Consider the following 24673-nt stretch of genomic DNA (forward strand, 5'->3'; position numbering starts at 1 on the left):
AGGGAAGACCGTCTCCCTTGCGTGGAAACGGAAGCTCCGCGATCAAAAGCGCGGAGCTTCTTCTGGTCGGCACGACGTGCGGCGTCGCTGCAGGCTTTTCAAGGAAAGAAAAGGATCTTCTTCCTTCCTGCGCGGCGCACGAAGCCAACGTCTCCATCGATGAGAACGTATCCATGCTTATCACCTGAAAAACCCGCCTGATTTCTTGGAACGGCTGGAAGAAAGCCGAACGAGCGGCTTTGATCAGGTACAGCCGCAAGCCTCCTTGTTCTTTTCCGTTGCCATCGGTAAAGAGGGCCGCCTCCAAAAACTGTGGAGACGGCCCCCGCGCCAGGGCGCTGGAGGAGCAGATGGTCAAACAGCCGCGTCGAGACCGTGATACCGGCTCGGACATTGTTGTTTAGAGAAGTCCCCTTTTTCAGGGGCGCTTCAGAACCAGAGCGCCTTTTGATCGGAGCGGCGTGTACCGCAGCTTCTTTGAGGGAAGCATAGGTTCTTCATGCTCCCCGTGCAGCTGGCTGCGCCGTCACCCTTAATGAGAACTTATACATTCTGATACTTTGAAAAAGAGATAGACGGGGCTGTCCTTTAACGGTGCTGAAGAAACCTTTCGTACCAGTATTCAATGAATCCCGGCTCGAAAGGCCCTTTCTGCGAACTAATCCAGCCGATCAGTTCGTCTACTGCTCCTCTGAGGATGACTTCTACTTCATCCGGATAATTCATCTGCCTTTTGTGCTGGGCGAATTCATCCTCGTCCAGCAGTTTGTACGTCATGTCTGGAAATACTTTAATATCGAGGTCATAATCAATATACTTCAACGCCTCCGAATCGTACGTGAACGGTGTTCCAAGGTTGCAATAGTAATAGATGCCGTCGTTCCTGATCATTCCGATCACGTTGAACCAACTGTGGGCGGTAAAGTAGCAGATTGCCGGTTCTCTTGTCCGCCAGAAGCGACCGTCCGATTCCTGAACCAGAATCCGGTCATTCCCGCCGATCACTTCATGCGTCGTCCCTTTGAGTATGACTGTTTCTTCCCACACCCGGTGCAGGCTGCCATTGTGTTTGTAGCTTTGTACTTCAATTGTGCTTCCAACCGTCGGAAATTCCACACTGCAGCTCCTTTCTGCTAGGTTTCCGCCGGTCTGCGATGCGTCACCATCCGGTCTTTCGGATCAATATACAGTTCCACAGGAGGATCCCCGAGCAGATAATCCTTCAGCATAAAATAACTGATGCGGTAGGCTTGTGCTGTTCCCATGCAGGGCAGCTCTCCCTTTTCCAGAAAATACTGGTCACATGCAATCTGTACACGATCGACCCATTTGGCCTCTTCTTCGTTGTCAAAAATATCAAATGTTTCTTTTGACATATACCAGGGTTTATCCGGTATTCCCCCTAGATGAGGAATAAGATAGTCCGTATCAATTTGATTATCGGACAGAATGATGGTTCTCAGCGAAAGACGGGAATCCAGTTCATCTGCGCAGCGATTCACCGCGCGGCGGACATCCTCTTCACTGGATGGTATCACCTGCGGCGGTTCTTCCGCTTCCTTTCTGCGGCGCTTCTTTTTCTTGTTCCACATCCCCGGTTCCTCCCTCACGTTTATTCATCGGCAGCCGGCTTTGCTCATGATCTTTTTTGTCTCGCTTTCTATTATACTATGACAGTACAAAATTAACACCATTCAGCTGAAATCTAGTGATACAGGATTAGCAGTGGAACGTACCATCTCCTGCTGCAACAGGCGAAGCAGCCGGAATGCGAAATCGTGCCGGAAGAAAGTATCTTCCGGCACGAGAGGGACAAGTGGCTTCACAATATTTTATTCGTCGGAGAACGCTGCGGGCCGCCGGACGTTTCTCCTGGCGGTATTTACGTCAGTAGGGAAATCCCGCCGTCGACGACAATCGTCTGTCCGCGGATCATGGCAGCTTCGTCGGAGACGAGAAAACGGATAGCTGCTGCGAGGTCTTTCGGTTCGGTCATACGTCCTGCCGGTGTCCTCGAGGCAGCATCCTCCAAGAGCTCTTCTCTGTTCGGGAAATGCTTCAGTGCATCTGTATCCACAGCCCCGCCTGATACCGCATTAACACGGATGCCGGGAGCGAGTTCGACGGCCATGTAGCGAGTCAGCGCCTCTACAGCTGCTTTGGACACGCCGACCGCCGTATAGTTCGGCAGGTAGCGCATGGAACCGAGGGAACTGAGGCTGACGACCGCTCCGCCGTGCTTCATCCGCTTTGCAGCGAGCTGGGTTGTAAACAGCATCGCTTTCGAGTTCGTGTCCATCGTCCAGTCCCAGTGGCTCTCCTCCAGTTCCATCATTGGACGCAGGACACCAGACGCTGCGTTGTTGACCAGCACATCGAGATGATCGAAGTGGTTGTCGATTTCTGCAAACATCGCTTCGAGTTTCTCTTTTTTCGTCACATTGGCACGTACGGTCAGTGCCTTCACTCCGAATGCGCGTACTTCTTCGGCTGTCTCTTCGGCGCTGGAGCGGCTTCGTGCGTAGTTAATGACGATGTTATACCCCGCTTCAGCGAGGGTCAGCGCAGTCTGCCTGCCGATTCCTCTGCTGCCGCCGGTGATCAAAGCTGTTTTTTCCATATTCATGTATTCCTCCTTCTTTACCATCATTCCTGCTGGACAGGCTTGTACTGTCCAGGTCTCTTACCCTCCGCCGAGAAACAAAGCTCCATACAGCAGAGAACCGGCAATGACGAATGCTGGATGAACCTTCCTGATCTGCAGCAGGTAAAACGAGGCTCCCAGTAGAAAGACGGTCTGCAGCACGCCGGTATCGTCATAAGCCGTCCCGGCAAAACGGAGCGTCATCACACCGAGGAGCACAGCAATCGTGGGACGCACGATGGCGGAGAGCTTCTTAACTTTCGGTGAATCTTTAAACTTCAGCAGGAGGCTGAGCAGCACGACCATCATCACTAAAGATGGGGCGATCGTCGCAAACAGAGCCACCGAGGCCCCGAGAATGCCCCCTTCGACAAATCCGATGTACCCGGCCATCTTCGTTGCAATCGGTCCGGGCAGGGCGTTGCCCAGGGCCAGTACTTCACCAAACTCTTCGATCGACATCCAGTCATACCGGTGCACCACTTCATATTCAATCAGCGGGATCGTAGCCGGTCCCCCGCCATATCCGACAATGCCGGGAATAAAAAAGGCTAAAAATATGTCCCAGTAAATCATGAGGACCGCTCCTTCCTAGTCGGTTTGATCAGAACATAGAGGATTAAGGCAGCAATAAATGCTGCCGGATGCAGCCCGGCAAGTTCTATCAGCAGCGCGGAGAGAAGAACCAGGAAAAGCATCACCTTCCATCCGAGATCACTAGTTGATTTCTGCAGAAAACTCCACGTCAGCATCCCGAGCATCACAGCCACCACCGGCATCACGCCGTAAGTCATGCCCTGCACCCAGTCTAATTCGCGGAAAGAGGCAAGTGATACGAGCAGCGCAATCATGAGAATCACCGTTGGCAGAACAGATGCCGCAATGGCATTGAGCATGCCGGTATATCCTTTTACCCGATAGCCGATGTAGCCGGCCATTTTCGTAGCAATCGGGCCTGGAAGCGTATTGCCGATGGCGAGAATATCGGAGAATTCATTCTCATCCATCCATTCATATGTATCCACGGCTTCCCGCTGGATCAGCGGAATCGCTGCCGGACCGCCGCCGTATCCGAGCAGACCGACCCGGAGAAACGCCATAAAAATATTGCCGTGCTCTTTCACTCGTTCCACATCCTTTCCGTACAGCCTGATGATACGATGATTTCTTTTAGATCACAAGCCCGCTTCATCCGACAGCCCCAGCTTGTTGATTACGTAAAAAAAGAGGTAGATGTCTTCTTTCCTTTGTATTTTCTCCTTCGCTTACCGGCGGAAGCTTGCCTTCAGCTATTCCCCTGCCTTCCGAGCAGGAAAAAGGATCATCAGGCGGCGCGAACATCCCACTGGTATCCACGCCGGAAACGAATGAAAAAACGTCACAGAAAGGAACCTCTACCCCAGCATTCATTTTAGAGCCAAACAATGTCCTTATAAACAGCCAGGGGCCGTCTCAACATGCGTTGGAGACGGCCCCTGAAACGATGTTGTGCGCCTGTTAATAGACGGCGACAGCGCCGTCGGTCCGGGACTCCGTGCCGCCGCGAAGAACCCCCGTTTCCGGATCCCGCCAAATGATCTGGCCACGTCCGAAATTGCCTTCTTCGTGAGTCAGCTGCACCTGGTGCCCCCGTGCTGCAAGTCCGTGTGCAATATGGTGGGGCACTGTGTGCTCGAGCAGCACCTGCCTGCCTTTCATCCACTGCCAGCGCGGTGCATCCAGCGCCGCCTGCGGGTTGAGTCCGAAATCAATCGTGTTCATGACTACCTGCATATGTCCCTGCGGCTGCATGAAGCCGCCCATGACGCCGAACGGGCCGACCGCACTGCCATCCTTCGTCAAAAAGCCGGGAATAATCGTGTGATACGTTCTCTTGCCGGGAGCCAGAGCGTTGTCGTGCTCAGGGTCCATGCTGAAGTTGTGTCCTCTGTTCTGAAGCGCGATACCAGTACCTGGAACGACGACACCGGAACCAAAGCCCATGTAGTTGCTCTGGATGAAGGAGACCATGTTTCCGTCTTTATCCGCTGCTGCAAGGTAGACGGTACCGGATGATGCTGGATCACCGGCTTCCGGCTCAAGTGCTTCTTCGCCTATGCGCGCACGACGCTCTTCGGCATAGGAACTGCTGAGCAGCTGAGCGGTTGTGCGGCTCATCTCTTTTTCTTCGGTGATGTATTTTTCCCCGTCAGCAAAGGCCAGCTTCATCGCTTCAATTTGTTTATGGTACGTCTCTTCTGTATCGCGGTGCACAAAGGAGTCGTTCTTCAGGATGTTGAGCCCCATGAGAGCAACAAGGCCCTGTCCGTTCGGTGGAATCTCCCAGACGTCATAGCCTTTGTAGTTCACACTGATCGGATCGACCCATTCCGGTTCATAGGCTTCCAGATCTGATTTCCGCAGGAAAGCCTGATGCTCTCTGGAGAAAGCGTCTATTTGATCTGCAAGTGCTCCTGTATAGAAGGACTCTCCGTTTGTCCGGCCGATTTCCTCCAGTGTATGGGCATGTCCTTCCGAACGCCACATCTCACCGGCTTCCGGGATGCGGCCGTCCGGTGTGAAGGTGTCAAACCAACCTTGAAACTCGGGCCCCTGCAGCGCCTGCCTGAAATTTTCGGCAGCACGCTTCCAGAACCGGGCGAGCGTCGGCGAAAGCGGGAAGCCGTCTCTTGCCAGTCGCACGGCGGGAGCAAGCGTTTCGCTCAAGCTTAAGCGCCCAAACCTTTCTGAGAGCGCAGCCCAAGCTTTCGGCGTGCCGGGAACCGTTACCGGCGTCCAGCCGAATTTCGGTATCTCGGAGATTCCTTGAGCTTTCAGTGCTTCCATCGACAGTGCTGCGGGTGCCTGTCCGCTGCCATTCAGGCCGTAGAGCTTGTCGTCCATCCAGACGAGCGCAAATGCGTCACTGCCAATCCCATTCGAAGTAGGCTCCACCACCGTCAGAGCGGCCGCTGTTGCTATGGCGGCGTCTACAGCGTTGCCTCCTTCTTTCAGCACATCCAGCCCTGCCTGTGCTGCCAGCGGCTGCGATGTAGCGACCATCCCGCTGCGGCCGTATGTTACCTGACGCCGCGACGGGTAAGGGTAGTTGTTTGCTTCTTGTGTCATCACTCATCATCCTCTCTGCTGTCGAGCTTATCATAGTACGTCTCTCGAAAGAATATGCCGAATCACTAAAAATTCGCGTTCGATTGTCCACCATCTACATTCAGCGATGCTCCAACGATCCAGGATGCCCTGGGCGAAGCAAGAAAGACGGCGGTATCAGCGATTTCTTCAACTGTCCCGAAGCGGCCGGCCGGTATTTCCCGCTCCACGAATGCCTGTATTTTCTCTGGATCTTCATCGAGCCGCTTCTGCCAGTTTCCTGTTGGATGAAGAATAGATCCCGGTGCAATGCCGTTAACTCTGATCCCGGAAGTGATCAGCTCATCAGCCAGGCTCTTCGTATGACTGATCATCGCAGCTTTCGCACTGTTATAGGTCGGCTTCCCTCCGGACTCCCGTCCGAAAATAGAAGAAATGTTGATGATGCTCCCTTCCTGACGCTGCTGCATATCTTCCGCAGCCAGCTTGGAAAGATGCACTGCCGAGAAAAAATTCAGCTGCATCGCTTCTTCGAATGTACGTAAGGACGTGTCCATCGTAGCTCCACCGGCAGAGCCTCCTGCATTATTAATGAGAATATCAATCTGACCCATATCGGCAATACAACGGTCCATCAGCTCGGTACGTGCGGCTTCCTGCATGACATCCGCCTGAAACGTGCGGAGACCGGGATATAAGGCTGCCGCTTCCTGCAGTGCCTCACCGCCCCTTGCTGCCACTGCAGTGTCTGCTCCTTCCCGAAGAAAAGCAGCGGCAATGCCGAGCCCGATTCCTTTTGAACCACCTGTCACAAGTACTTTTTTCCCTTGCAGCTTTAAGTCCATGTTTTATTCCTCCTCCTAGAAGATGATGACGTTGCTTCCATCAATTTTGATTTTCTCCCTGCCGCTGTTTTTTGAGCGACTGCAGAATCTTTTGATGCGAGACGGAAAAAGGGAGGTCCTCCAACTCGGTCATGCTGACCATCCGCTGCCGCTCCCCCACGGCGTCAACCGCATCGATCTCTGCATAGACCACACGTACTTCCCATACGAGGTGGGAAAAGACATGCCGCACCTGCATCCACGATGGATCTTTTATGACTGCTTCCGGCGGAAACAGCGAATCCTCCTCTTCCTGCGGGACGTTCGGAAACTGCCAGAGTTTCGCCAGCAGCCCGGTATCCGGACGCTTTTCCACAAGCACATTCCCTTCCCGGTCTACCAGTACGCCTGCGGTGAGATGCTGCGTTTTCGGCGGCTTTTTCTTCGGCTTGACTGGAAGCAGTTCCTGCGCCCCTTCCTCCTTTGCCGCGCACTGCGCCTGAACCGGGCAGATGAGGCAGCCCGGACTCGTTGGTGTACAGATCACGGCACCGAGCTCCATCAGTCCTTGATTGAAGTCGGAAGGCGCCTCCTCTGCTATAATACTGCGGATGATTGCTTCAAATCGTTTTCGTGTGGATACTTTGGAGACGTCATCATAGATAGAAAATATACGGGAAAGGACCCGCATCACATTTCCGTCGACAGCCGGAGCTGGAACACCGTAGGCAATCGACAGCACGGCACCGGCAGTATAAGGGCCGACGCCGCGGAGCTTTTTGATCTCCTCTTCCGTATCTGGTACATTGCCACCATAGTACTCCTGCACCTCCTGTACAGCCTGGTGCAGGTTGCGCGCCCGGGAGTAATAACCGAGCCCTTCCCACTGTTTAAGCACCTCTTGCTCCTCTGCGGTTGCCAGTGCTTCCAATGTCGGGAAGGCTTCCATGAAACGGTGGAAATAAGGGATAACGGTGTCTACTTTCGTCTGCTGCAGCATAATCTCGGAGACCCAGATGCGGTAAGGGTCTCTTTCCCGGCGCCAGGGAAGGTCCCGCTTCTGGTCTTCATACCAGTCCAGCAGCTCCTCCTGGAATTGTTTCGTATCGAACACCTGCATGTACAAAAACTCCTTTTGAAAGCAATAGAAAAAGGGTAAACTAAGGGTATCGTCAGTACTGGATTGGGGGTGGTTACTATGGATACAGCTACACATGTTGTGATGGGTGTTGCCATCGGAGGCCTTGCCACGATGGATCCTGTCGTCGCTGAAGCTCCCGCGATGACGCAGGCCGTCATGATCGGAGCCATCGTCGGCTCCCAGGCACCGGACTTCGACACGGTGCTCAAGCTCCGCAACAATGCCGTCTACATCCGCCACCACCGGGGGCTCACACATTCTATCCCTTTCTGGTTCATCTGGCCGACGCTTATCACCTTCATGCTCTACATGCTGCTGCCCGGCATCAATGTGTATCATCTATGGCTCTGGACCTTTTTTGCTGTGTTCATGCACGTCTTCGTTGATATCTTTAATGCATACGGCGTGAAGGCCTTCGCCCCCATTAATCCCCGTTGGCTTGCCCTCGGGGTTATCAACATTTTTGATCCATTCATCTTCCTGGCACATATCGCTGCCATCGTATTCTGGCGTTTCGGCACGCCGGCGGGCTGGACGTTTTTGATTATGTATGTCATTATCACTGCTTATTACATCTGGAGGATCCACGCCCAGCGTCAGGTTCATAAAGAAATGTACGCGCGTCATCCGGACGCGACCCACATCCTGACATCGCCGACCTTCAGCTGGACCCGCTGGCATCTCGTCATCCGAACGCCTGAATGGATGTATGTCGCCGAATCCCGCAGAGGACAAATCCGTTATTTTGAAACGTACCCGTTTGAACCGATACCCGATGATATCGTCATCAATGCCGCCAGAAAGGACCGGAATCTGAAATCGTTTCTCTCCTTCTCCCCGGCATACCGTTGGGCCGTGTCGATTGAACAGCACGGATATTCGGTGAAATTCGTCGATCTCCGGTACCGGAGTAAAGGATACTATCCTTTTGTTGCCATCGTCCGGCTCGACGAGAACCTGGAGATTCTCAGCTCCTATACCGGCTGGATCTACAACACGCAGACACTGCAGCGGAAGCTGGAATTCCGGGAAACATCCGAAAGCTGATCCTGCAGCAGTCAGGCAGCGTCATAGGAAGAAGGGCCGTCTCTTACAGCAGAGGCGGCCTTCTTCTGGTCCCGCCTGCTCTTTCCTCAAAACAGCGCATCGTCTTCGTGCGCACTTCTCCTGCTCCCGTTATTTATGGTGTCTGCGCTGCTGGAACCATTTTTGATACTTTGGATACCGCGCAGCCAGCTCATGCAGCCGGTCTCCGTAGTTGTCCACCCACTGCGTTACGATCTTTTCAGCCATGTCCTCCCCTTTGTAGGAGCGGCCGGCTTTAGCATAAGTCGCCTCAAAGTCCTCCCAGAGCAGTTCCACCCACGTCTGCGCGTCCTGAAACGTCAAGTCTTTGTTCTTTTCCATCAATCGTCTCGTCAACCTGTCTTTCGTTTCCTCCATCGTTTATCCCTCCCCTTGAGAAAGCTTATTTCCAAGGACGGAGATCGGAACAGCTTCGAGTTTTTTTCCGCTGTTTCGATACCCCCAGGCAAAGACTCCGTTCATATAGTTTATTTCAAACGTTTCAGCCGGATCGTCCTTCATGGAATAAACCGCACCTGCTTCATAATCAGCAGGATCGAGCAGGTATGCTTCTGCCATGAGTATCTTCCGCTCATGCACCGCATATTCGTTGATCATCCCTTTCGCTTCGGCTTTCTGAGCCGCAACACGGAGTTCTTTGATTTCTTCTCTGAGTGCTTCTTCCGTCATTCGGCTGTACTGTGCATTCATGCTGGTTCCTCCTTCCGAATACTGCTGGTGGAGCTGTCACGAATGGCGTCTCCCGTGTGACGGTCCACCCTCTATCTGATTCCGCTGCAAAGCGGCACAGGCTGTTCTGAACAAAAGCGCAAAGCGCCTTTTGGTCGGAACGGCGTGCGGAAGCGCTGCAAGCTTTTTGAGGGAAGAAAACGTTCTTTGTTTCTTCCCGAGCAGCGAATGGAGCCGCCGTCACACTGTATGAAAACTTACACATTCCTATCATGGAACAACAGACGCTGCTCGTCTTTGTTCCCACGTCTTCCAGTATACCGTTTCCCCCTGCTCTGGGAAAAGCAGAGTCTATTCGTTTTCTTCAAGATTTTCAAGCACCTTTTCGATCGTCTCCTTTGCAAATCCTTTCTGGTACATCCCCTGCTTCACTTTTTGTTTTCTTGTTCTCTCGTCTTTACTGCTGTGCCGCCGCTCCAGTTTTTCCGCATGAGCCTGAGCCGCTTCCAGTTCCGCTTCATCGGAGGACTCCAGGTCCGCTGCTTCCATCGCTGCGGAAGCGGCACTGCTGCTGAAGCCCCGCTGCATCAGAAACTGCATCAGCTTCTGCTTTCTTATTTTGGCAGCGTCTTTCTGGTAGCTCTTCTGCTTTTTTTCTACGAGCGCAAGGGCAAGATCGATCTCTTCCTCTTCCGAGTACTGCTCCAGCGCCTTTTCCGCGGTCTCCCCATCGATCCCTTTCTGCTTCAGCTCCTGCCGGATGACCCCGGGCCCTTTTTTGGACTGGTCCCGTCTCGTGCGTACAAACGATGCGGCAAAGCGCTCGTCATCCAGAAAATCGAGTTCATACAGCTTCTCCACCATCCACTCCTGCTCTTCTTCCGGTACTTCCTGCCCCCGAAGATACTCCCGGAGTTCCTTTTCTGAGCGCATCCGAAAAGATAGAAAGTTCAAGGCGCGCTGATACGCTTTGTCCATTTCATCGGTCTCTTTGAGCCGCTCGATCTCCTCTGCTGTCAGCTCTTTCCCCTTTGCCAGTGCCTCCTGAATCAGCACGTCCTCTGACACAGAGAACGTATACACTTCCTTCTCTCCCTGCTTCGTATAAATATGGTAACGGTGCTTCGTCTTGACGGCTGCTTTAATCTTCGTAATTTCCGGCATGTCGTTTTCCCCCATTGATGTTTGCGTTTGAGTTCCTTCATAAGAAGGGAATACTACTATTAGCATATAGGAGGAGGAGTGTATATGAAAGCAGCAATTGCAGGCGGCACCGGCCTGGTCGGCAGCACCTTAACGAATAAATTGACCGAACTGGGCCATGAGGTCATTATTCTCACGAGAAATCCTTATAATAAGCGGGCGACCGAAAACGTCCATTACGTAGGCTGGCTCAACAGCGGAGATGCTCCCGAGTCCCAGCTTGAAGGCATCGATGCCTTTATCAATCTGTCGGGCGAAAACCTGAACAGCGGCAGATGGACCGACCAGAAAAAACAAGAGATTCTCGACAGCAGGATCGATGCCACACGGGAGGCCGTGCGGATCATCGAAGCCTTGACAAACAAACCGGAAGTGCTCATCAACGGCTCCGCTGTCGGTTATTACGGTACCTCGTTTGAAGAAACGTTCACTGAGAACGACACGACACCAGGAGACGATTTTCTGGCTGATGTCGTCTACCGCTGGGAAGAAGAAGCAAAGCGGGCAGAACCATATGTCCGAACGGTGTTCTCCCGCTTCGGCGTCGTGCTTGACGATGAAGAAGGGGCACTGGCGAAAATGCTGCTTCCATTCAAGATGGGCGCCGGCGGAAAAATCGGCACCGGCGAGCAGTGGATGTCCTGGGTGCACGTGGAGGACGCCGCATCCGCCCTCCTTTACTGCATCGAGAACAAAAGCCTGGCAGGACCAGTGAACATTACTGCTCCAACCCCGGAAAGAATGAAATCCTTCGGCCGGTCGCTCGCCAACACGCTGAACCGTCCATTCTGGGCCCCTGTCCCATCCAATATGGTCAAGCTGGCGCTGGGCGATATGAGTGTGCTGATCCTGGAAGGACAACAGGTCATTCCGCAGAAACTGCTGGACAGCGGGTTCGAATTTGACTATCCGCAGCTCGATGAGGCCTTATTCGATCTGGTAGGATGACCGGCTGCACGGCAGCCGTTCTCCTGCTCCACGATTCGAATGAAGCGGACGAACCAGCGGCATGCAGTTCTTCCACTCCGTCAACGTGACGCTGACAGGCTGGGACCGTCTCAATCGCAATTGTTGAGACGGTCCCTTTCTGACTTCCTGGAAATGCTGCTTCAGGCTTCCGGCATGTATACCGGACCAAAAGCTGGATTCTCTGCCTTATCGTAGCTGCGCAAGGAGATATGATATAATGACAGCAGTGACAGGGTTTACCGTCATCGGACCGCCGTTCTCTTCCGTCTTTTTCTTCTTTGCAGCGGCGGCTGTGCTCATCCTGGTTTTGAATATCCTGACCAGTATCTGGGTCTACCGGGATGCTGTCTACAAGGGAAACAGCAGAGAGTTCTCCGCTCTGATGCTGATCGGAACACTCTTCTTTCCGATTATCGGATTGATTGTCTACCTTATTATCAGAAACGACTAACTACTGGAAGGAGTGGAACACATGACACACCTTGCTCCAAGCTTCTTAGGAAAGAATGTCTTCATGGACGGGGAAAAACAACAGCGCTACGTCGTCAAATACGAGGACGGGGCGGGCAAAAAAACAATCGATGTTCTCCTGTTTGACCAGGACACACCGGTTATTTTTGCTGTTCTCGACTATGACGGACGTTTTCTCGATTCCTTTTTCTTATCAAACCGCACCACGAAAGCATCCGGGGAGGCCCTCGCAAAGTACGAGGAAATTCAGGGCCGCAAGAAGCAGCATAAAGTCACTCAGGATGACTTAAAAGATGCACTCAAACCGGAAAGTCAGGCCAAAATGAAAAACAAGAACATCCAGAAGCTTCTCCGCGATGAATTTCTGGAAGACATTAAACACCACTGGCCGTCCAGGCTGATCACGCTGCAGCGGGAAGAAAACGGGGCGTCCGACTCGCTGATCATGGAAGCGCTGGATGAAGCAGTCGAAAAAGCGAACCCGAAAAAAGCGTACGATTTCATTCGATCCCACCGACTTGACGATTTTCTCCCGAAGCTCGGCCTGGAGGTACCGGAACATCCTGAAATGCTGGAGAAAGCGGCGGAGGACTTTTTCTACGAAGGAAAAGGCAAGCCGCTCCACGGCTACCTGTACCACGCGGCGGTTGCACTTCCGACCGACCGGACGGAGACAGTCGAACAGCTGCTCGTGCGTGCCGAACAGCTCGATCGTGAGCACGGAACGAACGGATTGAAGCGGCTGTTGACGATCTTTTCCAAAAAGCTCAAGGAAGAGGATAACGGACCGATGACCGAATGGCTGAAAGAAGTCACCGTGGACCCGCAGCTGCGGCAGTCGGTTGTCCAGGCCATCAAAAAGAGCTGATCCTTCCGATGGAAAGCTGTCTCTGCAAGCACTACCCTCAGGGAAGGCAGCAGCTTCTCCCGCTGAAAACCATATACATGGTACGAAAACAGAAAGAAGGCACCTGGGCTTAAGCTCAGGTGCCTCCTTTCTGTTTATAAAGAAATTTTTCTGTGTAGGTATTCCTTTGACTGCTTCCACTTTCGAAGGAACGCTTTCTGGAGGGAGCTTTTGAGTCTCCAGGGGTCGCCCTTCTGCAGCTCCAGTATCGGTATAAACGTGTCGGCTTTGATAGGAAAAAGAGAAGCACGGCAGCATGTTTCTTGACCAAAAGCGCGGAGCGCCTTTTGATCTGCTGTGACATCTTTCCCACAAGGAAAAAACGTTCCTTTTCTCCCCCGTGTCCGGCGGGGACCCCTGTGGGAGGTCCGCTCCGTCTGAAGATCCTTTCCCCTGCCTGGAAGGCAGGGAAAATAGCTGAAGACAAGCCCACGGCAAGCTTCCGCCGGTAAGTGAAGGAGAAAAGACGAAGAGAAGAAGACATCTCCCTTATTTGTACGTAATCACCAAGCTGGAGGCACCTGGGCTTATGCTCAGGTGCCTCCTTGTATGCGTCTTGCGAAATCCACGAACTTGAATTTATCCGGCCGGTGCCGGGACTCCGTGTACTGAAACAAACTCGCGTCATCGAAATAGACGTGATTTTTCACCACCACGACGTGCTGACATCCTCCGAGATCCAGGTACTGCCGATCCTCATCTGTCGGTTCGACGACGACAATCTCTTTCTTCGCAAAACTGATACTCATGTGCAGCTCGTGTTCGATGTAATCGTAAATCGAATGACGGCAGATTTCTTCCGTCAGGTTATCGATAAACATCTGCTTGAAATAATCTTTATCGAGAATAATCTTTTCTCCGTCAATTTCCCGGACACGGTGGACTTCCCACACCTGGTGATCAGGAGCACACTGCAGTTCCGTCTGAATCACGTCATCCGGGACGCCCAGCTCCAATTTTTCCACGAGTGTGCGGTGCGTGTCTCCAAGCGTACCTGCCAATTCTTTGAAGCTGACCAGACCGCTGACCGGAAAATCAAACTTGCGGGCATCCAGTACGATCGAGCCTTTCCCCTGTACTTTTTGAATATACCCGTTCTGTGCAAGCAGATGAAGTGCCTTGCGGATGGTTTCACGGGATGTTTCGTGCGTCTCCATCAGTTCATGTTCTGACGGCAGTTTGGCTCCAGCAGGGAACACGCCCTGCTGGATTTTATCCGCCGTATCTCTGTAGATCTGGATGTATTTATTCTGCATGCTCTCCTCCGATCATTCAGCTGTCTGCAGGAAATCGAAGCACGAACGACTCGTATGGCCGGACCACCATGTCCGCGTGCTGTACCGTGTCGTCATAATTGGAGAGAAGCAGTTCTGCTTCCCGGGTCCGCAGGGATGGAGGCATCTGGAAGTGTGCTTCGCCATCATAGAAATGATTCACCACGAGCAGCACTTCGCCTTGATACTCTCGTGTGAACACAAACAAACGCTCATCGTCTTCCTGCAGCAGCGTATAGTTACCGAAAGTAATGATATCATACTCTTTGCGCAGTTGTATCAATCGACGATAATGATAAAAAATCGACTGTTCGTCTGCAAGCGCCGCCTCAGCGTTGACAGTATCAATGTTGTCCGCCGCTGGAATCCACGGCGTTCCGCTTGTGAATCCGCCGTGCTGCTCCGCCGTCCACTGCACCGGTGTGCGGGCATTATCCCGGGACTTCGCTTTGATCAGCGGCATGATATCATCGTCAGTCCAGCCTTCTTCTTTTTTCATTTGATAAAAATTCAACGTTTCTACGTCCCGGTAGTCGTTGATCCGATCAAACCGCGGATTGGTCATCCCGAACTCTTCTCCTTGATAAATATACGGCGTTCCCTGCATCATATGCGCGGTGGTCGCCAGCATCTTCGCCGATTCCCGGTGATACGTACCGTCGTTTCCATAACGGGATACGACTCTCGGCTGATCATGGTTGCACCAGAACAGGGCATTCCATCCTCCGCCTTCGTGCATGCGAACCTGCCATTCAGAAAGGATCTGTTTCAGCTGGTGAAAGTCGAACGGCGCGTCCGCCCATTTTTCCCCACCTGGATAATCGACTTTCAAATGATGGAACTGAAAAGTCATACTCAGTTCCTCCCGGTCCGGACGCGTGTACTGAATGCAGTGGTCGATCGTAGTGGAACTCATCTCTCCGACCGTCATGGCATCGTACTTCGAGAAGACTTCACGGTTCATCTCATGCATGAACTCATGCGCGCGCGGCCCGTCCGTATAGAAACGGCGGCCATCGCCCTGGTCGTCGTTCGGAAATGATTGATCTTTGGATATCAGATTGATGACATCGAGACGAAAGCCGTCGACCCCTTTATCAAACCAGTACGTCATCATGTCGTAAACGTCTCGGCGCACCTGCTCATTCTCCCAGTTCAGATCCGCCTGCGTGACATCGAACAGATGCAGGTAATACTGCCCTGTCGCTTCCTCGTATTCCCAGGCGTTTCCGCCGAATTTGGACTGCCAGTTTGTCGGTTCGGCTCCGTCGACCGGGTCTTTCCAGATATAGTAGTTCCGGTACGGGTTGTCTCTGGAGGCGCGTGCCTGCTGAAACCAGTCGTGTTCGGTCGATGTATGATTAACGACAATATCCATGATGACTTTGATGCCTCGAGCATGGGCCGCCTCAAGCAGCTGATCAAAATCTTCCATCGTGCCGTATTCATGATGAATCGCATAATAATCACTAATATCGTAGCCGTTGTCCCGCTGCGGTGATGCATACGGCGGTGTCAACCAAATGACGTCGACACCGAGATAGCGCAGATAATCAAGTTTTTGAATAATGCCCTGCAGATCGCCGGTCCCCGTCCCCATCGTATCAAGAAAGCTTTTTGGGTATATCTGATAGACAACCGCTTTTCTCCACCATTCCTGCATTGCTGTCATAATCGATCATCCTCCTTGTTGAGCTACGAAAAGTATATCTTGTATATACAAGATAGTAAACCGTATGTACGATTCTATGTTCCCTCTGCAGCTCGTTTAAAAACGCCTCCCCCTTTCTGCCTCTGCCTCATTTTTAAAATACGCCGTTTTTCCGTATAGATTTTCCTGCAGACACCGATATAAAGGACAGGAGCATCAACTTCACATAAGAAATGCAGGTGATCACATGACCGTTACCATTTATTCTGTACTGGACCGCTTCTCTGCTTTTTATCATGCCGCAGCAGAAGCTGACCCCGCCGAACGGTGGAGGCTCTGGAAAGAACATTATCGTTTCATCCCGGTCGAAGACGGAAGAACCGGTGACAGAAACGGCCGGCGCCGGCTCGATGAAGCCTGGCCGAAATATCGGTATGTACAAGGACGAATCCGCCGGCCGCGGCCGCAGGAGAAAGAGCTTAACAAAGCAAAACTTCAGATCGAACAGCTTCTGGCAGCGGAATCCGGCAGCCTTCCTGTCATTCATTTCGTCGGGTTCTTCGAAAAAGCCTCCTTCATCGCCCCACTAGATAAAAGCGGCACGCCCGCTCTCTGCCTTCCTGTCGAAATTCCGCTGGAAGAAGCGGAATGGACACGACCGCTCGTAACCGCTGTCCATATTCGAAAAGCAGGACTCTCCATCGGCACCGATCGGACGCTGGCCCGGAGATTGATAGAGGACGGCCTGGCCCTGCACGTGACTGCATTGGTAATGAAACAGAGAGGAATGCCTTTTTCCGCAGGCCGGAGCCGGCAGTGGGCCGATCAGTGTGCTCGTGGATTAACTGCTATTTTCCGGGCTGCCCGGCCACGTTTGAACCAGTCTCATGATCTGGAACTTCTCTATGGACCCCAGGGGGTGAATGGAGAAGCGGATGAAGGGCTGTACCTGGCGTGGGTCCTTCTTGATTTCGCCGTTCAACAAGGGTGGACGTTTTCCCAGATTGCTTCTGCCTCCGAGGATCAGCTCCCCCAGCTGACTGCTGACTTCATGGATGAATATCGCTGGCACGCTTTGTAGATTCATCTAATAAGCACGCGTGAAAACGCCATGAATTTTGTATAATCATCTATCGCTTCCGTATGCTCCCTCCACTATAATGAACATATTATAGACCGGAGGGATGCCTCCGGCTGGGAGGAATGAACGATGCTTCAGCCAGAAGTGAAAGACGCACTCATCCACGTACTTGGTAAAGCGTACATCGCCGATACCGAAGAACAGCGGATCGCCTACTCTTACGACGGGACCCCGGGTTTTTCCGCCGAACCGGATGCTGTCGTCAGACCAGGATCAACCCAAGACGTTCAGGAGGTTGTCAAGATCTGCCGGCAGTATGGGGTTCCCATCGTCCCGCGCGGGTCCGGCACGAACCTCTGTGCAGGCACTACGCCGACCTACGGTGGGGTTGTGATGGTCTTCACCCGGATGAAAGACATTCTCGAGGTCGACCAGGAGAATCTCACCATGACGGTGCAGCCCGGAGTTACGACGCTGGAAATCGTCCAGCGCGCAGAAGCAGAGGGGCTTTTTTATCCCCCGGATCCAAGTTCGATGAAGATCTCGACCATCGGCGGGAATATTAATGAAAACTCCGGCGGACTCCGCGGGCTTAAATACGGGGTGACAAAAGATTATGTACTCGGCCTGGAAGCGGTCATGTCCGATGGATCCTGCATCCGTACCGGTGGAAAACTGGCAAAGGATGTCGCGGGCTATGATTTTACGAAGCTGCTGACCGGATCAGAAGGCACGCTCGGAATCGTCACGGAAGCCGTGTTGAAACTCGTTCCCCCTCCGCCGGTCAAAAAAACGATGCTCGCGCTGTATCCCTCCATGGAGTATGCCGCTGCCTCTGTCTCCGGTATCATCGCGTCCAAGATCATTCCGGCAACGCTCGAATTTCTTGATCAACCGACGATGGAAGCTGTCGAAGCCTATGCACAGGTCGGTCTTCCAGTCGAAGCAGGTGCGCTTCTCCTCATTGAACAGGACGGGGAAGAAGAACTCGTGGACCGGCACATGGCGCAGATGAAAGAAGTCTGCGAAAAAAATCATGCCTTCTCGGTGAAAATGGCCGCCTCCGCTGAAGAAGCTGCTGCGTTAACCGAAGCACGACGATCGGCACTGACGGCTCTGGCCCGCCGCCGTCCGACGACCATGCTCGAAGATGCGACGGTCCCCCGTTCGAAAATTGCCGAGATGGTCCGTTTCATCGAAAAAACTGCCGCCGCCCATCAAGTAGAAATCTGCACATTCGGCCACGCCGGAGATGGAAACCTTCATCCGACCTGCATGACGGATGTCCGGGACCAGGAGGAAATGGCCCGGGTGGAAGCTGCGTTTGAAGATATTTTTGCAGAGGCCGTCCGCCTTGGTGGAACGATCACCGGCGAGCACGGCGTAGGAGAAATGAAGTCGCCGTATCTCGCATGGAAACTGGGCGAAAGCGGAGTTGTAGCCATGAAAGCCGTCAAACAGGCGCTAGACCCCGACAACATCATGAATCCCGGTAAACTGTTTGCCGGCGACACAAGAAATCGAGTTTCTCTAGGAGGGGACCGCTGATGAGCATACAGCAGGATTTTCAGGAACACGTTGATTACGAAGAGCTGATGAACTGTACGAGGTGCGGGTTCTGTCTGCCGGCCTGTCCAACATACCTGCACACCGATGGGAATGAAGCCAGTTCCCCACGCGGCAGGATCGCGCTGATGAAAGCAGTGGCTGATGGGCGCAAAGAACCGGATGAAGAAGTCGAGGCTCAACTGCAGGAATGCCTCGGCTGCCGTGCCTGTGAGCCTGCCTGTCCCTCCGGAGTTCCATACGGACAGCTGTTAGAACAGGCGCGTACCGTTATCGAAAAGCATAAAAAGCACTCGCTGCCGGTCAAAGTGCTACGTGGAGCCACTTTCGGCTGGATGTTTTTGTCTCAGAAGCGCATGAACCGCGTTCATCAGATGCGGCGTCTCTATGAAAAAACCCCGCTGCAGCAGCTCATGCGCCGGACGAATGCGTTCGCGCTGCTCCCAGGGGAAGCCGCTGTGATGGAAAAAGTGATTCCGAAAGCCGTTCCAGCTTCCAGGATCCGTTCGGTCCCGAAACAGGAAAAGGCGGAAACGACCGAACAGATCAACGTTGCTTTTTTCCGCGGGTGTCTGATGAGCACCATGTTTGCAGAAACGAACGAAAACACCCGCTACGTGCTCCGCAGGTCCGGCTGCAACATTGTGCATCCGGAAGCCCAGGAATGCTGTGGAGCCCTGCACGCCCACGGCGGAGAAGAAGAGCGGGCGAAAGCACTGGCGCGGCAGAATATCGAAGCGTTTGAGGCTGTGGAAGCAGATGTCATCATCTCAAATGCCGGCGGCTGCGGCGCAGCGTTAAAGGACTATCCCTTCCTTCTCCGCGATGATCCGGAGTTTAAAGAGCGTGCGAAAGTGTTTGCTGAGAAATCGATGGATGTGAGCACACTGCTCGACCGTCTCGACCTGCCGCCGATGCAGTACGACGCAGAAGTCGTCACCTATCAGCCATCCTGCCACCTGGAAAATGTCATGAAGGAAAAAGGTCATGTCGAGTCTCTGCTTCGTGGCATTGAAGGAGTTTCGTATACGGCTATGCCGCAGAAGGAGCAATGCTGTGGTTCAGCCGGAATCTACAACCTGATTCAGCCGAAAATGGCGATGCGCATCCTGGACCGGAAAATGAAGGATGTCTCGCTGACTAGAGCCTCGGTGATCATTACGTCCAATCCGGGCTGCCTGCTGCAGATGAAAGCCGGCATTGAGCGGGAAGGACTCAGCGGCGAGGTGCGCGCGGAGCACATCATGGATTTCACTGCCGAAGCCATCCGCCGGGCCGAGAAAGAAGCAGCGACCAGCGTTTAACTCTTTCCGTTGATGAGCCGGCTCATTCATGTACAGCTTGGTTCAAACATCCCGCTGTCAGCGTCGGTTCTCAGGATTAAGTACGATGCGGCACTGGGGCTTCCGCCGCCGTCTCCCTTGAGGAGAACGTCTGCATGGCTTTCCTAATCAAAACAAACCCGCTGCTGTTCCCTCTTTCCGGGCATAGCAGCGGGTTTGTTTCAGTCGTGAGCACGTCGGCCTTTTAAGCGTGATAGAACAAAAGGGCGGAGCACCTTTCTGTCGGAACGGCGTGTACCGCAAGCTTTACGAGGGAAGAAAGAGATTTTCTTTCTACCGTGCAGCGCATGAAGCCGCCGTTTCCCTGTATGAAAACACCTACATTCTTATCACAGAATGAAAAGGTGGTATCTGCCCGGCTGAGAAAGAACTTCCCAGCATAGGACATCAGGCTTCTTTTTCCTTCTGCTGCGATTATCGATAGGGCTGATAAGCATTCTTTTTACGTGTGAATGGGTACCGTTTGGAAAGGGCTTCTCCTACCATTGCAGCTGGTACCATGACCATACCGGCCGTCATGATTAAGACAATCAGCCAGTGCGTATACGCCATCTGAAAAACAGCGAATATCACAACACTATGAAGCAGAACCATGGTCAGGGGCAGCGACAACAGGGTGATCCACTGGTTACGGAGGACAAATCCAGAGGCAAGGGCAGTCAAGAAGCTTAAGAGCGGCATGACATATAGAACAAGATCCATCGGCGTCATAAGTCATCGATCTCCTTCCCTTTTTTTCATTTTCCGGCCCATCATCCGGTATTGTTTATTTACCCCTTTGTACAATTTTTGAACCACTATTTTAAAAGTTTTATTTAATAACTATCCGCTTCATGTTCGTACAGCTGCCAGCAGAAGCCGCCCCCCAGGAGTGGAAAGAGAGCGGCAAAAAAGCAGGGTCCATCGGAGGTACACACCGTATGAGAGCCGCCTCCAGTGATACGGAAGGCGGCTCAAGACGTATATAAGCATTTTCTGTTGTGCGTTTATTGCGAAGAAGGCCCAAATTTGCCGGCGTGATAATCTTTCATCGCCTGACGGATCTCTTCCTCTGAGTTCATCACAAAAGGACCGCCCGTAGCAACCGGTTCTCCAATCGGCTCACCCGCATAGAACAGCACTCTGGCGCGAGTTTCTGCTGTAACCTGTGCAGTACTGTCACCATCTGCTTTTTCGAATACAGCTGTTCCTGCTCGGGACAGCGGCTGCTTGTCTTCTCCTGCGTGCACCTGCCCTGTGAGAACGAAACAGAACACCGTCTCCGACCCGGGCAGTTCCAGCTGCCAGCTGCTGCCGGCTTCCAGTTCGACTTCAGCCATACGGAACGGATATACGCTCTCGACGGGTCCTGTCGTTCCGTTGATATTGCCGCTGTAAACTTTCACACGAACGCCCTGCTGTTCTACCGAAGGAACCTCGTCGTACCGGCCATTCTGATAGTAGCTTGTGCTGAATTTCTCCTGCTTAGGCAGGTTCAGCCAGAGCTGCAGTGTATGAATCAGATCGTTATCCACTGCTTCTTCCGCATGGCGGGCTCCACCACCGGCGTTCATATACTGCATATCACCGGCATCGAGCACAGAATACCCACCGCTGTTATCGGTGTGTTCGAGTCTTCCATCCACGACATACGTGATGGTCTGAAATCCGCGGTGCGGATGGTCAGCGAAAGCTCCCCGTTTGAACCAATCTTCTGCCATGAGTAAGAAAGGATCCATCATGTCCATTTTTTCAGGTGGGAGCACCATGCCTTTCTGTACGTTTGGGAGCGGCTGCATGTCATACGCAGTCTGCCAGCTTTCCTGTATTTTTCTATTAATCATATTAATCATCCTCCTTCTACATTTAGTTATAACATACATTTCTTCCACTTACAAAAAGTTAGTTCATAAAGCGTTTTCGATTTTCTGAATCCTCGCGATTTTTCTGACGGCGTAGCCAGCAACCGCGAGCCATGGTAGGATTAGTTGTTTGTAATGCCCACTGAAAAGGAGTGATGACGATGACTGTGTCCGCTGCCGGTGCCGTGATCGGCCTGGTGATCGCTATCATTATGATATTTATAAAATTCCCTCCGGTCTACTCGCTCCTCACCGGGGCTGTAGCCGGCGGATTGATCGGGGGAGCCGATTTATCCAGTACGATTGATTTTATGATGGAAGGCGCTGAAGGAATGGTGCCTGCCGCTCTCCGGGTGCTCGCAGCAGGTGTCCTTGCCGGCGTCATGATTGAAACGGGGGCGGCTACTTCCATTGCTACTGCCATCGTCCGGGCAATCGGCGAGAAAAAAGCGCTGTTTGCGCTCGTTCTGGCCGCATGGCTGCTTACTGCTGTCGGTGTCTTCATTGTGGTGGCGATCATGACAGTAGCCACCATTGCCATGGCCATTGCGTATCAGGCGAACTTGTCCAAACCGGCCATCCTTCTCGCGATGGTCGGCGGCGGCAAAGCAGGCAATATCATGTCGCCGAACCCCAACACCATCGCCCTTGCCGATGCATTCGATCTCCCGCTGACAACCTTGATGGCAGCCGGTATTCCGGCTGGAATCTTCGGCATTTTCGCGGCCTATTTCCTGTCCCAGCGGCTGAAGAAAAAGGGCTCGTTTGTCGAAGAAGACGAGACACCCGAAACAGCCGAACACCTGCCTGCCGTCTGGACATCCGCAGCAGCACCGGCGGCGGCGATCGGCCTGCTGCTGCTGAACCCGGCAGCCGGTATTGAAATCGATCCACTCGTCGCTCTTCCTGCCGGTGCGCTTTTCGGGGCACTTGTCATGAAAAAAACCGACATGTTCTCTTATTGTGCTCTCAGTGGATTAGGAAAAGTTTCTCCGGTCGCGGTTCTGCTGATCTGTACCGGAACGATCGCCGGGATCATTTCCAACTCGAACGTCGCCGTTATTGTCACCGGGATGACGGAAGCGGCGGGCATGCCTGCCTTTGTGATTGCACCGCTTTCCGGCATTGTTATGGGAGCAGCGACTGGCTCGACGACGGCAGCCGCTGTCGTGTCTGCAGAAGTATTCGGTGAGCGGCTGATCGAATCCGGAGTAGATCCGCTTTCGGCAGCCGTCATGATTCACGGCGGAGCAAACATGCTCGACCACGCCCCTGTCGGCAGTTTCTTTCATGCTACTGCAGCGGCTGTCGGAATGGGCATGAAAGAACGGCTCAAGCTGTTCCCTTATGAAGCAGCAGTCGGTTCTGTAGTCATGATCGTTCCCGTCATTCTGTTCGGCTGGATCTGGTAAGCCACTCGTGCTGATGCACAGTAATTACTACTTTAAATCCTTCCTTTTTGTGCAGAAGCCTCGTGATTTGCGAGGCTTCTCTCTTTATAATAGAAAGAAACCGCTTACAAAGGAGTGTGATGACGGTGCATATAGTTATTGCTCCGGACTCATTTAAAGAATCAGCAGACGCACTGCAGGTGGCCAATGCAGTCGAAAAAGGCATGAAGACGGCCTTTCCGACAGCTTCATTTACGAAAGTACCGATGGCAGATGGCGGTGAAGGAACGGTCCGCGCGGTGGTAGATGCTACCGGCGGCCAGGTCGTTTCCACTGACGTCACCGGCCCCGGCGGCAGTGTAGTAACGGCTTCATACGGCGTTACCGGTGATGGAACGACGGCCGTCATGGAAATGGCAGAAGCGGCCGGAATTCATCTGACAGTAAGAGAACATCGATCGCCGGATACAGCGACAACAGCGGGGGTGGGCGACATGATCCTGGATGCCCTGGACCGCGGCGTGCGTCATTTCGTTGTAGGTATTGGCGGCAGTGCCACGAATGATGGAGGAGCCGGCATGCTGCAGCGCCTCGGCGTTTCTTTTCAGGACAGCCGCGGCGTCGAACTGCCGCATGGAGGTCGTGCGCTGCTTGCGCTTGATCGACTGGATACTTCCGAACTCGATCCGAGACTGGAGGAGAGCCGCTTCCGCATCGCCTGCGACGTGGATAACCCTTTGTGCGGCCCGAACGGTGCCTCCGTCGTTTACGGACCGCAAAAAGGCGCAGAGGAGGAAATGATCACTGAACTGGATCGGGCACTAGCCCAATTCGCTGCGGTCGGCGAAGCACACGGTCTGCCGGACGTCCGGTATGTCCCTGGCTCCGGAGCTGCCGGAGGACTTGGAGCAGGTTTTCTGATGTTTCTACCGTCTTCTCTCGAGCGCGGGGCTGTCATTGTGGCAGAAGAGACCGGGCTGGCCGAGCAGCTGCAGCATGCTGACATCGTCGTTACCGGCGAAGGGGGGATGAACCATCAGACAGTGAACGGCAAGACGCCGGTCTACGTTGCACAGCTTTCCAGACAGGTAAATCCCGACGCTCCCGTCATCGCACTCTGCGGAAGCATTTCTGACGGATATGAAGGCGTGTTTGACGAAGGCATCGACGCCGTGTTCAGCAGCCTCCGGGAACCTGCCTCACTGGATGAACTCCCTGCCCGTGCAGAGGGGGACATCGAGCTGGCAGCGGCAAATATCGCCCGTATGCTGCGATTGTCGTTCTCTTCGTGATTTCAGCCTTTCTTTTTAACAGAGGTGGAGCGCCCGCGAAGCGTGCATAAGAGCTCCCTGCAGGCAGAAAAAGCTCCAGGATCTGCTTCCGCATGTTCTCAGATCCGCGCTCATAACGAAGCGCCACGTACTCTTCATCAGAGCGGTGTGCGTTGACCCTGCCGGCTTTTGGGCACTCCGTGAAGCCGAAAAGGCCCTTTTTCTGCCTTCGTGCTGCAACAACCTAAAACAAC

At 53.3% G+C, this 24673-nt stretch carries 24 protein-coding genes; 9 read left to right on the top strand and 15 right to left on the bottom strand.

The annotated features are described in order from the left end of the window. Nucleotides 1–588: 588 nt before the first annotated feature. From ntdP to mutY, 8 genes are all read right to left on the bottom strand, one after another. The gene (gene ntdP, locus G477_RS0113335; RefSeq protein ID WP_026698363.1) at nucleotides 589–1116 is read right to left on the bottom strand and encodes a nucleoside tri-diphosphate phosphatase; all 528 of its coding nucleotides are present in this window, start codon (nucleotides 1114–1116) and stop codon (nucleotides 589–591) included. A gap of 17 nt (nucleotides 1117–1133) precedes the next feature. Beyond that, nucleotides 1134–1592, bottom strand: a complete 459-nt coding sequence (locus tag G477_RS0113340) for a DUF3939 domain-containing protein (protein WP_026698364.1) — start codon at nucleotides 1590–1592, stop codon at nucleotides 1134–1136. 290 nt (nucleotides 1593–1882) lie between these two features. Then, complete coding sequence (gene fabL, locus G477_RS0113345) at nucleotides 1883–2620, bottom strand: enoyl-[acyl-carrier-protein] reductase FabL (protein ID WP_035212049.1); 738 nt, start codon at nucleotides 2618–2620, stop codon at nucleotides 1883–1885. A 63-nt stretch (nucleotides 2621–2683) separates the two neighbouring features. After that, on the bottom strand, nucleotides 2684–3220 hold the full coding sequence (locus tag G477_RS0113350) for a chromate transporter (protein ID WP_026698366.1): 537 nt from the start codon (nucleotides 3218–3220) through the stop codon (nucleotides 2684–2686). Then, nucleotides 3217–3768 (bottom strand): chromate transporter, encoded by a 552-nt coding sequence (locus G477_RS0113355; RefSeq protein ID WP_026698367.1) that lies wholly within the window; start codon nucleotides 3766–3768, stop codon nucleotides 3217–3219. Before G477_RS0113355 ends, G477_RS0113350 begins: the two co-directional genes overlap by 4 nt. A gap of 373 nt (nucleotides 3769–4141) precedes the next feature. Beyond that, nucleotides 4142–5755, bottom strand: a complete 1614-nt coding sequence (locus G477_RS0113360; protein WP_026698368.1) for a gamma-glutamyltransferase family protein — start codon at nucleotides 5753–5755, stop codon at nucleotides 4142–4144. Nucleotides 5756–5817: 62 nt separating this feature from the next. Next, a complete protein-coding gene (locus G477_RS0113365) occupies nucleotides 5818–6576 on the bottom strand; it encodes an SDR family NAD(P)-dependent oxidoreductase (RefSeq protein ID WP_026698369.1) in 759 nt (252 codons plus the stop codon). A gap of 40 nt (nucleotides 6577–6616) precedes the next feature. Further along, nucleotides 6617–7675 (bottom strand): A/G-specific adenine glycosylase, encoded by a 1059-nt coding sequence (gene mutY, locus G477_RS0113370; RefSeq protein ID WP_035212047.1) that lies wholly within the window; start codon nucleotides 7673–7675, stop codon nucleotides 6617–6619. A gap of 78 nt (nucleotides 7676–7753) precedes the next feature. On the opposite strand from mutY, the gene G477_RS0113375 reads away from it, so the two are divergent. Then, on the top strand, nucleotides 7754–8743 hold the full coding sequence (locus G477_RS0113375) for a metal-dependent hydrolase (protein ID WP_035212048.1): 990 nt from the start codon (nucleotides 7754–7756) through the stop codon (nucleotides 8741–8743). 129 nt (nucleotides 8744–8872) lie between these two features. Here the strand turns inward: G477_RS0113375 and G477_RS0113380 are convergent, their stop codons facing one another. From G477_RS0113380 to recX, 3 genes are all read right to left on the bottom strand, one after another. After that, on the bottom strand, nucleotides 8873–9139 hold the full coding sequence (locus G477_RS0113380) for a YfhJ family protein (RefSeq protein WP_026698372.1): 267 nt from the start codon (nucleotides 9137–9139) through the stop codon (nucleotides 8873–8875). A gap of 3 nt (nucleotides 9140–9142) precedes the next feature. Then, on the bottom strand, nucleotides 9143–9472 hold the full coding sequence (locus G477_RS0113385) for a YfhH family protein (RefSeq protein WP_026698373.1): 330 nt from the start codon (nucleotides 9470–9472) through the stop codon (nucleotides 9143–9145). 330 nt (nucleotides 9473–9802) lie between these two features. After that, nucleotides 9803–10615: a recombination regulator RecX gene (gene recX, locus G477_RS0113390; RefSeq protein WP_026698374.1), complete on the bottom strand. Its 813-nt coding sequence runs from the start codon at nucleotides 10613–10615 to the stop codon at nucleotides 9803–9805. An 84-nt stretch (nucleotides 10616–10699) separates the two neighbouring features. Here recX and G477_RS0113395 point away from each other — a divergent pair, with 84 nt between their 5' ends. The 3 genes from G477_RS0113395 (at nucleotide 10700) to G477_RS0113405 (ending at nucleotide 12962) form a co-directional block, all read left to right on the top strand. Continuing rightward, nucleotides 10700–11602, top strand: coding sequence for a TIGR01777 family oxidoreductase (locus G477_RS0113395; protein WP_026698375.1), 903 nt, complete (start codon nucleotides 10700–10702; stop codon nucleotides 11600–11602). A gap of 238 nt (nucleotides 11603–11840) precedes the next feature. Further along, nucleotides 11841–12074 (top strand): PLDc N-terminal domain-containing protein, encoded by a 234-nt coding sequence (locus G477_RS0113400; protein ID WP_156897358.1) that lies wholly within the window; start codon nucleotides 11841–11843, stop codon nucleotides 12072–12074. A gap of 21 nt (nucleotides 12075–12095) precedes the next feature. Further along, complete coding sequence (locus G477_RS0113405; RefSeq protein WP_026698377.1) at nucleotides 12096–12962, top strand: hypothetical protein; 867 nt, start codon at nucleotides 12096–12098, stop codon at nucleotides 12960–12962. 572 nt (nucleotides 12963–13534) lie between these two features. Here the strand turns inward: G477_RS0113405 and treR are convergent. Next, a complete protein-coding gene (gene treR, locus G477_RS0113410) occupies nucleotides 13535–14257 on the bottom strand; it encodes a trehalose operon repressor (RefSeq protein ID WP_026698378.1) in 723 nt (240 codons plus the stop codon). Nucleotides 14258–14273: 16 nt separating this feature from the next. Continuing rightward, on the bottom strand, nucleotides 14274–15938 hold the full coding sequence (treC, locus tag G477_RS0113415) for an alpha,alpha-phosphotrehalase (RefSeq protein WP_026698379.1): 1665 nt from the start codon (nucleotides 15936–15938) through the stop codon (nucleotides 14274–14276). 235 nt (nucleotides 15939–16173) lie between these two features. Between treC and G477_RS0113420 the strand changes: the two genes are divergently transcribed. From G477_RS0113420 to G477_RS0113430, 3 genes are all read left to right on the top strand, one after another. Then, nucleotides 16174–17007, top strand: coding sequence for a hypothetical protein (locus tag G477_RS0113420; RefSeq protein WP_026698380.1), 834 nt, complete (start codon nucleotides 16174–16176; stop codon nucleotides 17005–17007). Nucleotides 17008–17136: 129 nt separating this feature from the next. Beyond that, nucleotides 17137–18555, top strand: coding sequence for an FAD-binding oxidoreductase (locus tag G477_RS0113425; protein WP_026698381.1), 1419 nt, complete (start codon nucleotides 17137–17139; stop codon nucleotides 18553–18555). Beyond that, nucleotides 18555–19877: a (Fe-S)-binding protein gene (locus tag G477_RS0113430; protein ID WP_026698382.1), complete on the top strand. Its 1323-nt coding sequence runs from the start codon at nucleotides 18555–18557 to the stop codon at nucleotides 19875–19877. Before G477_RS0113425 ends, G477_RS0113430 begins: the two co-directional genes overlap by 1 nt. Nucleotides 19878–20330: 453 nt before the next feature. On the opposite strand, the gene G477_RS0113445 is transcribed toward G477_RS0113430, so the two are convergent. Both G477_RS0113445 and G477_RS0113450 read right to left on the bottom strand, forming a co-directional pair. Further along, a complete protein-coding gene (locus G477_RS0113445; protein WP_026698384.1) occupies nucleotides 20331–20627 on the bottom strand; it encodes a hypothetical protein in 297 nt (98 codons plus the stop codon). A 275-nt stretch (nucleotides 20628–20902) separates the two neighbouring features. After that, nucleotides 20903–21739, bottom strand: a complete 837-nt coding sequence (locus tag G477_RS0113450; protein WP_084406262.1) for a pirin family protein — start codon at nucleotides 21737–21739, stop codon at nucleotides 20903–20905. Nucleotides 21740–21912: 173 nt separating this feature from the next. Between G477_RS0113450 and G477_RS0113455 the strand changes: the two genes are divergently transcribed. Both G477_RS0113455 and G477_RS0113460 read left to right on the top strand, forming a co-directional pair. Then, a complete protein-coding gene (locus G477_RS0113455; RefSeq protein WP_026698386.1) occupies nucleotides 21913–23169 on the top strand; it encodes a GntP family permease in 1257 nt (418 codons plus the stop codon). A gap of 119 nt (nucleotides 23170–23288) precedes the next feature. Beyond that, nucleotides 23289–24440, top strand: a complete 1152-nt coding sequence (locus tag G477_RS0113460) for a glycerate kinase family protein (protein WP_205622343.1) — start codon at nucleotides 23289–23291, stop codon at nucleotides 24438–24440. Nucleotides 24441–24673: the final 233 nt, after the last annotated feature.

It is taken from the genome of Alkalicoccus chagannorensis DSM 18086, from assembly GCF_000429725.1.
Classification (GTDB): domain Bacteria; phylum Bacillota; class Bacilli; order Bacillales; family Salisediminibacteriaceae; genus Alkalicoccus; species Alkalicoccus chagannorensis.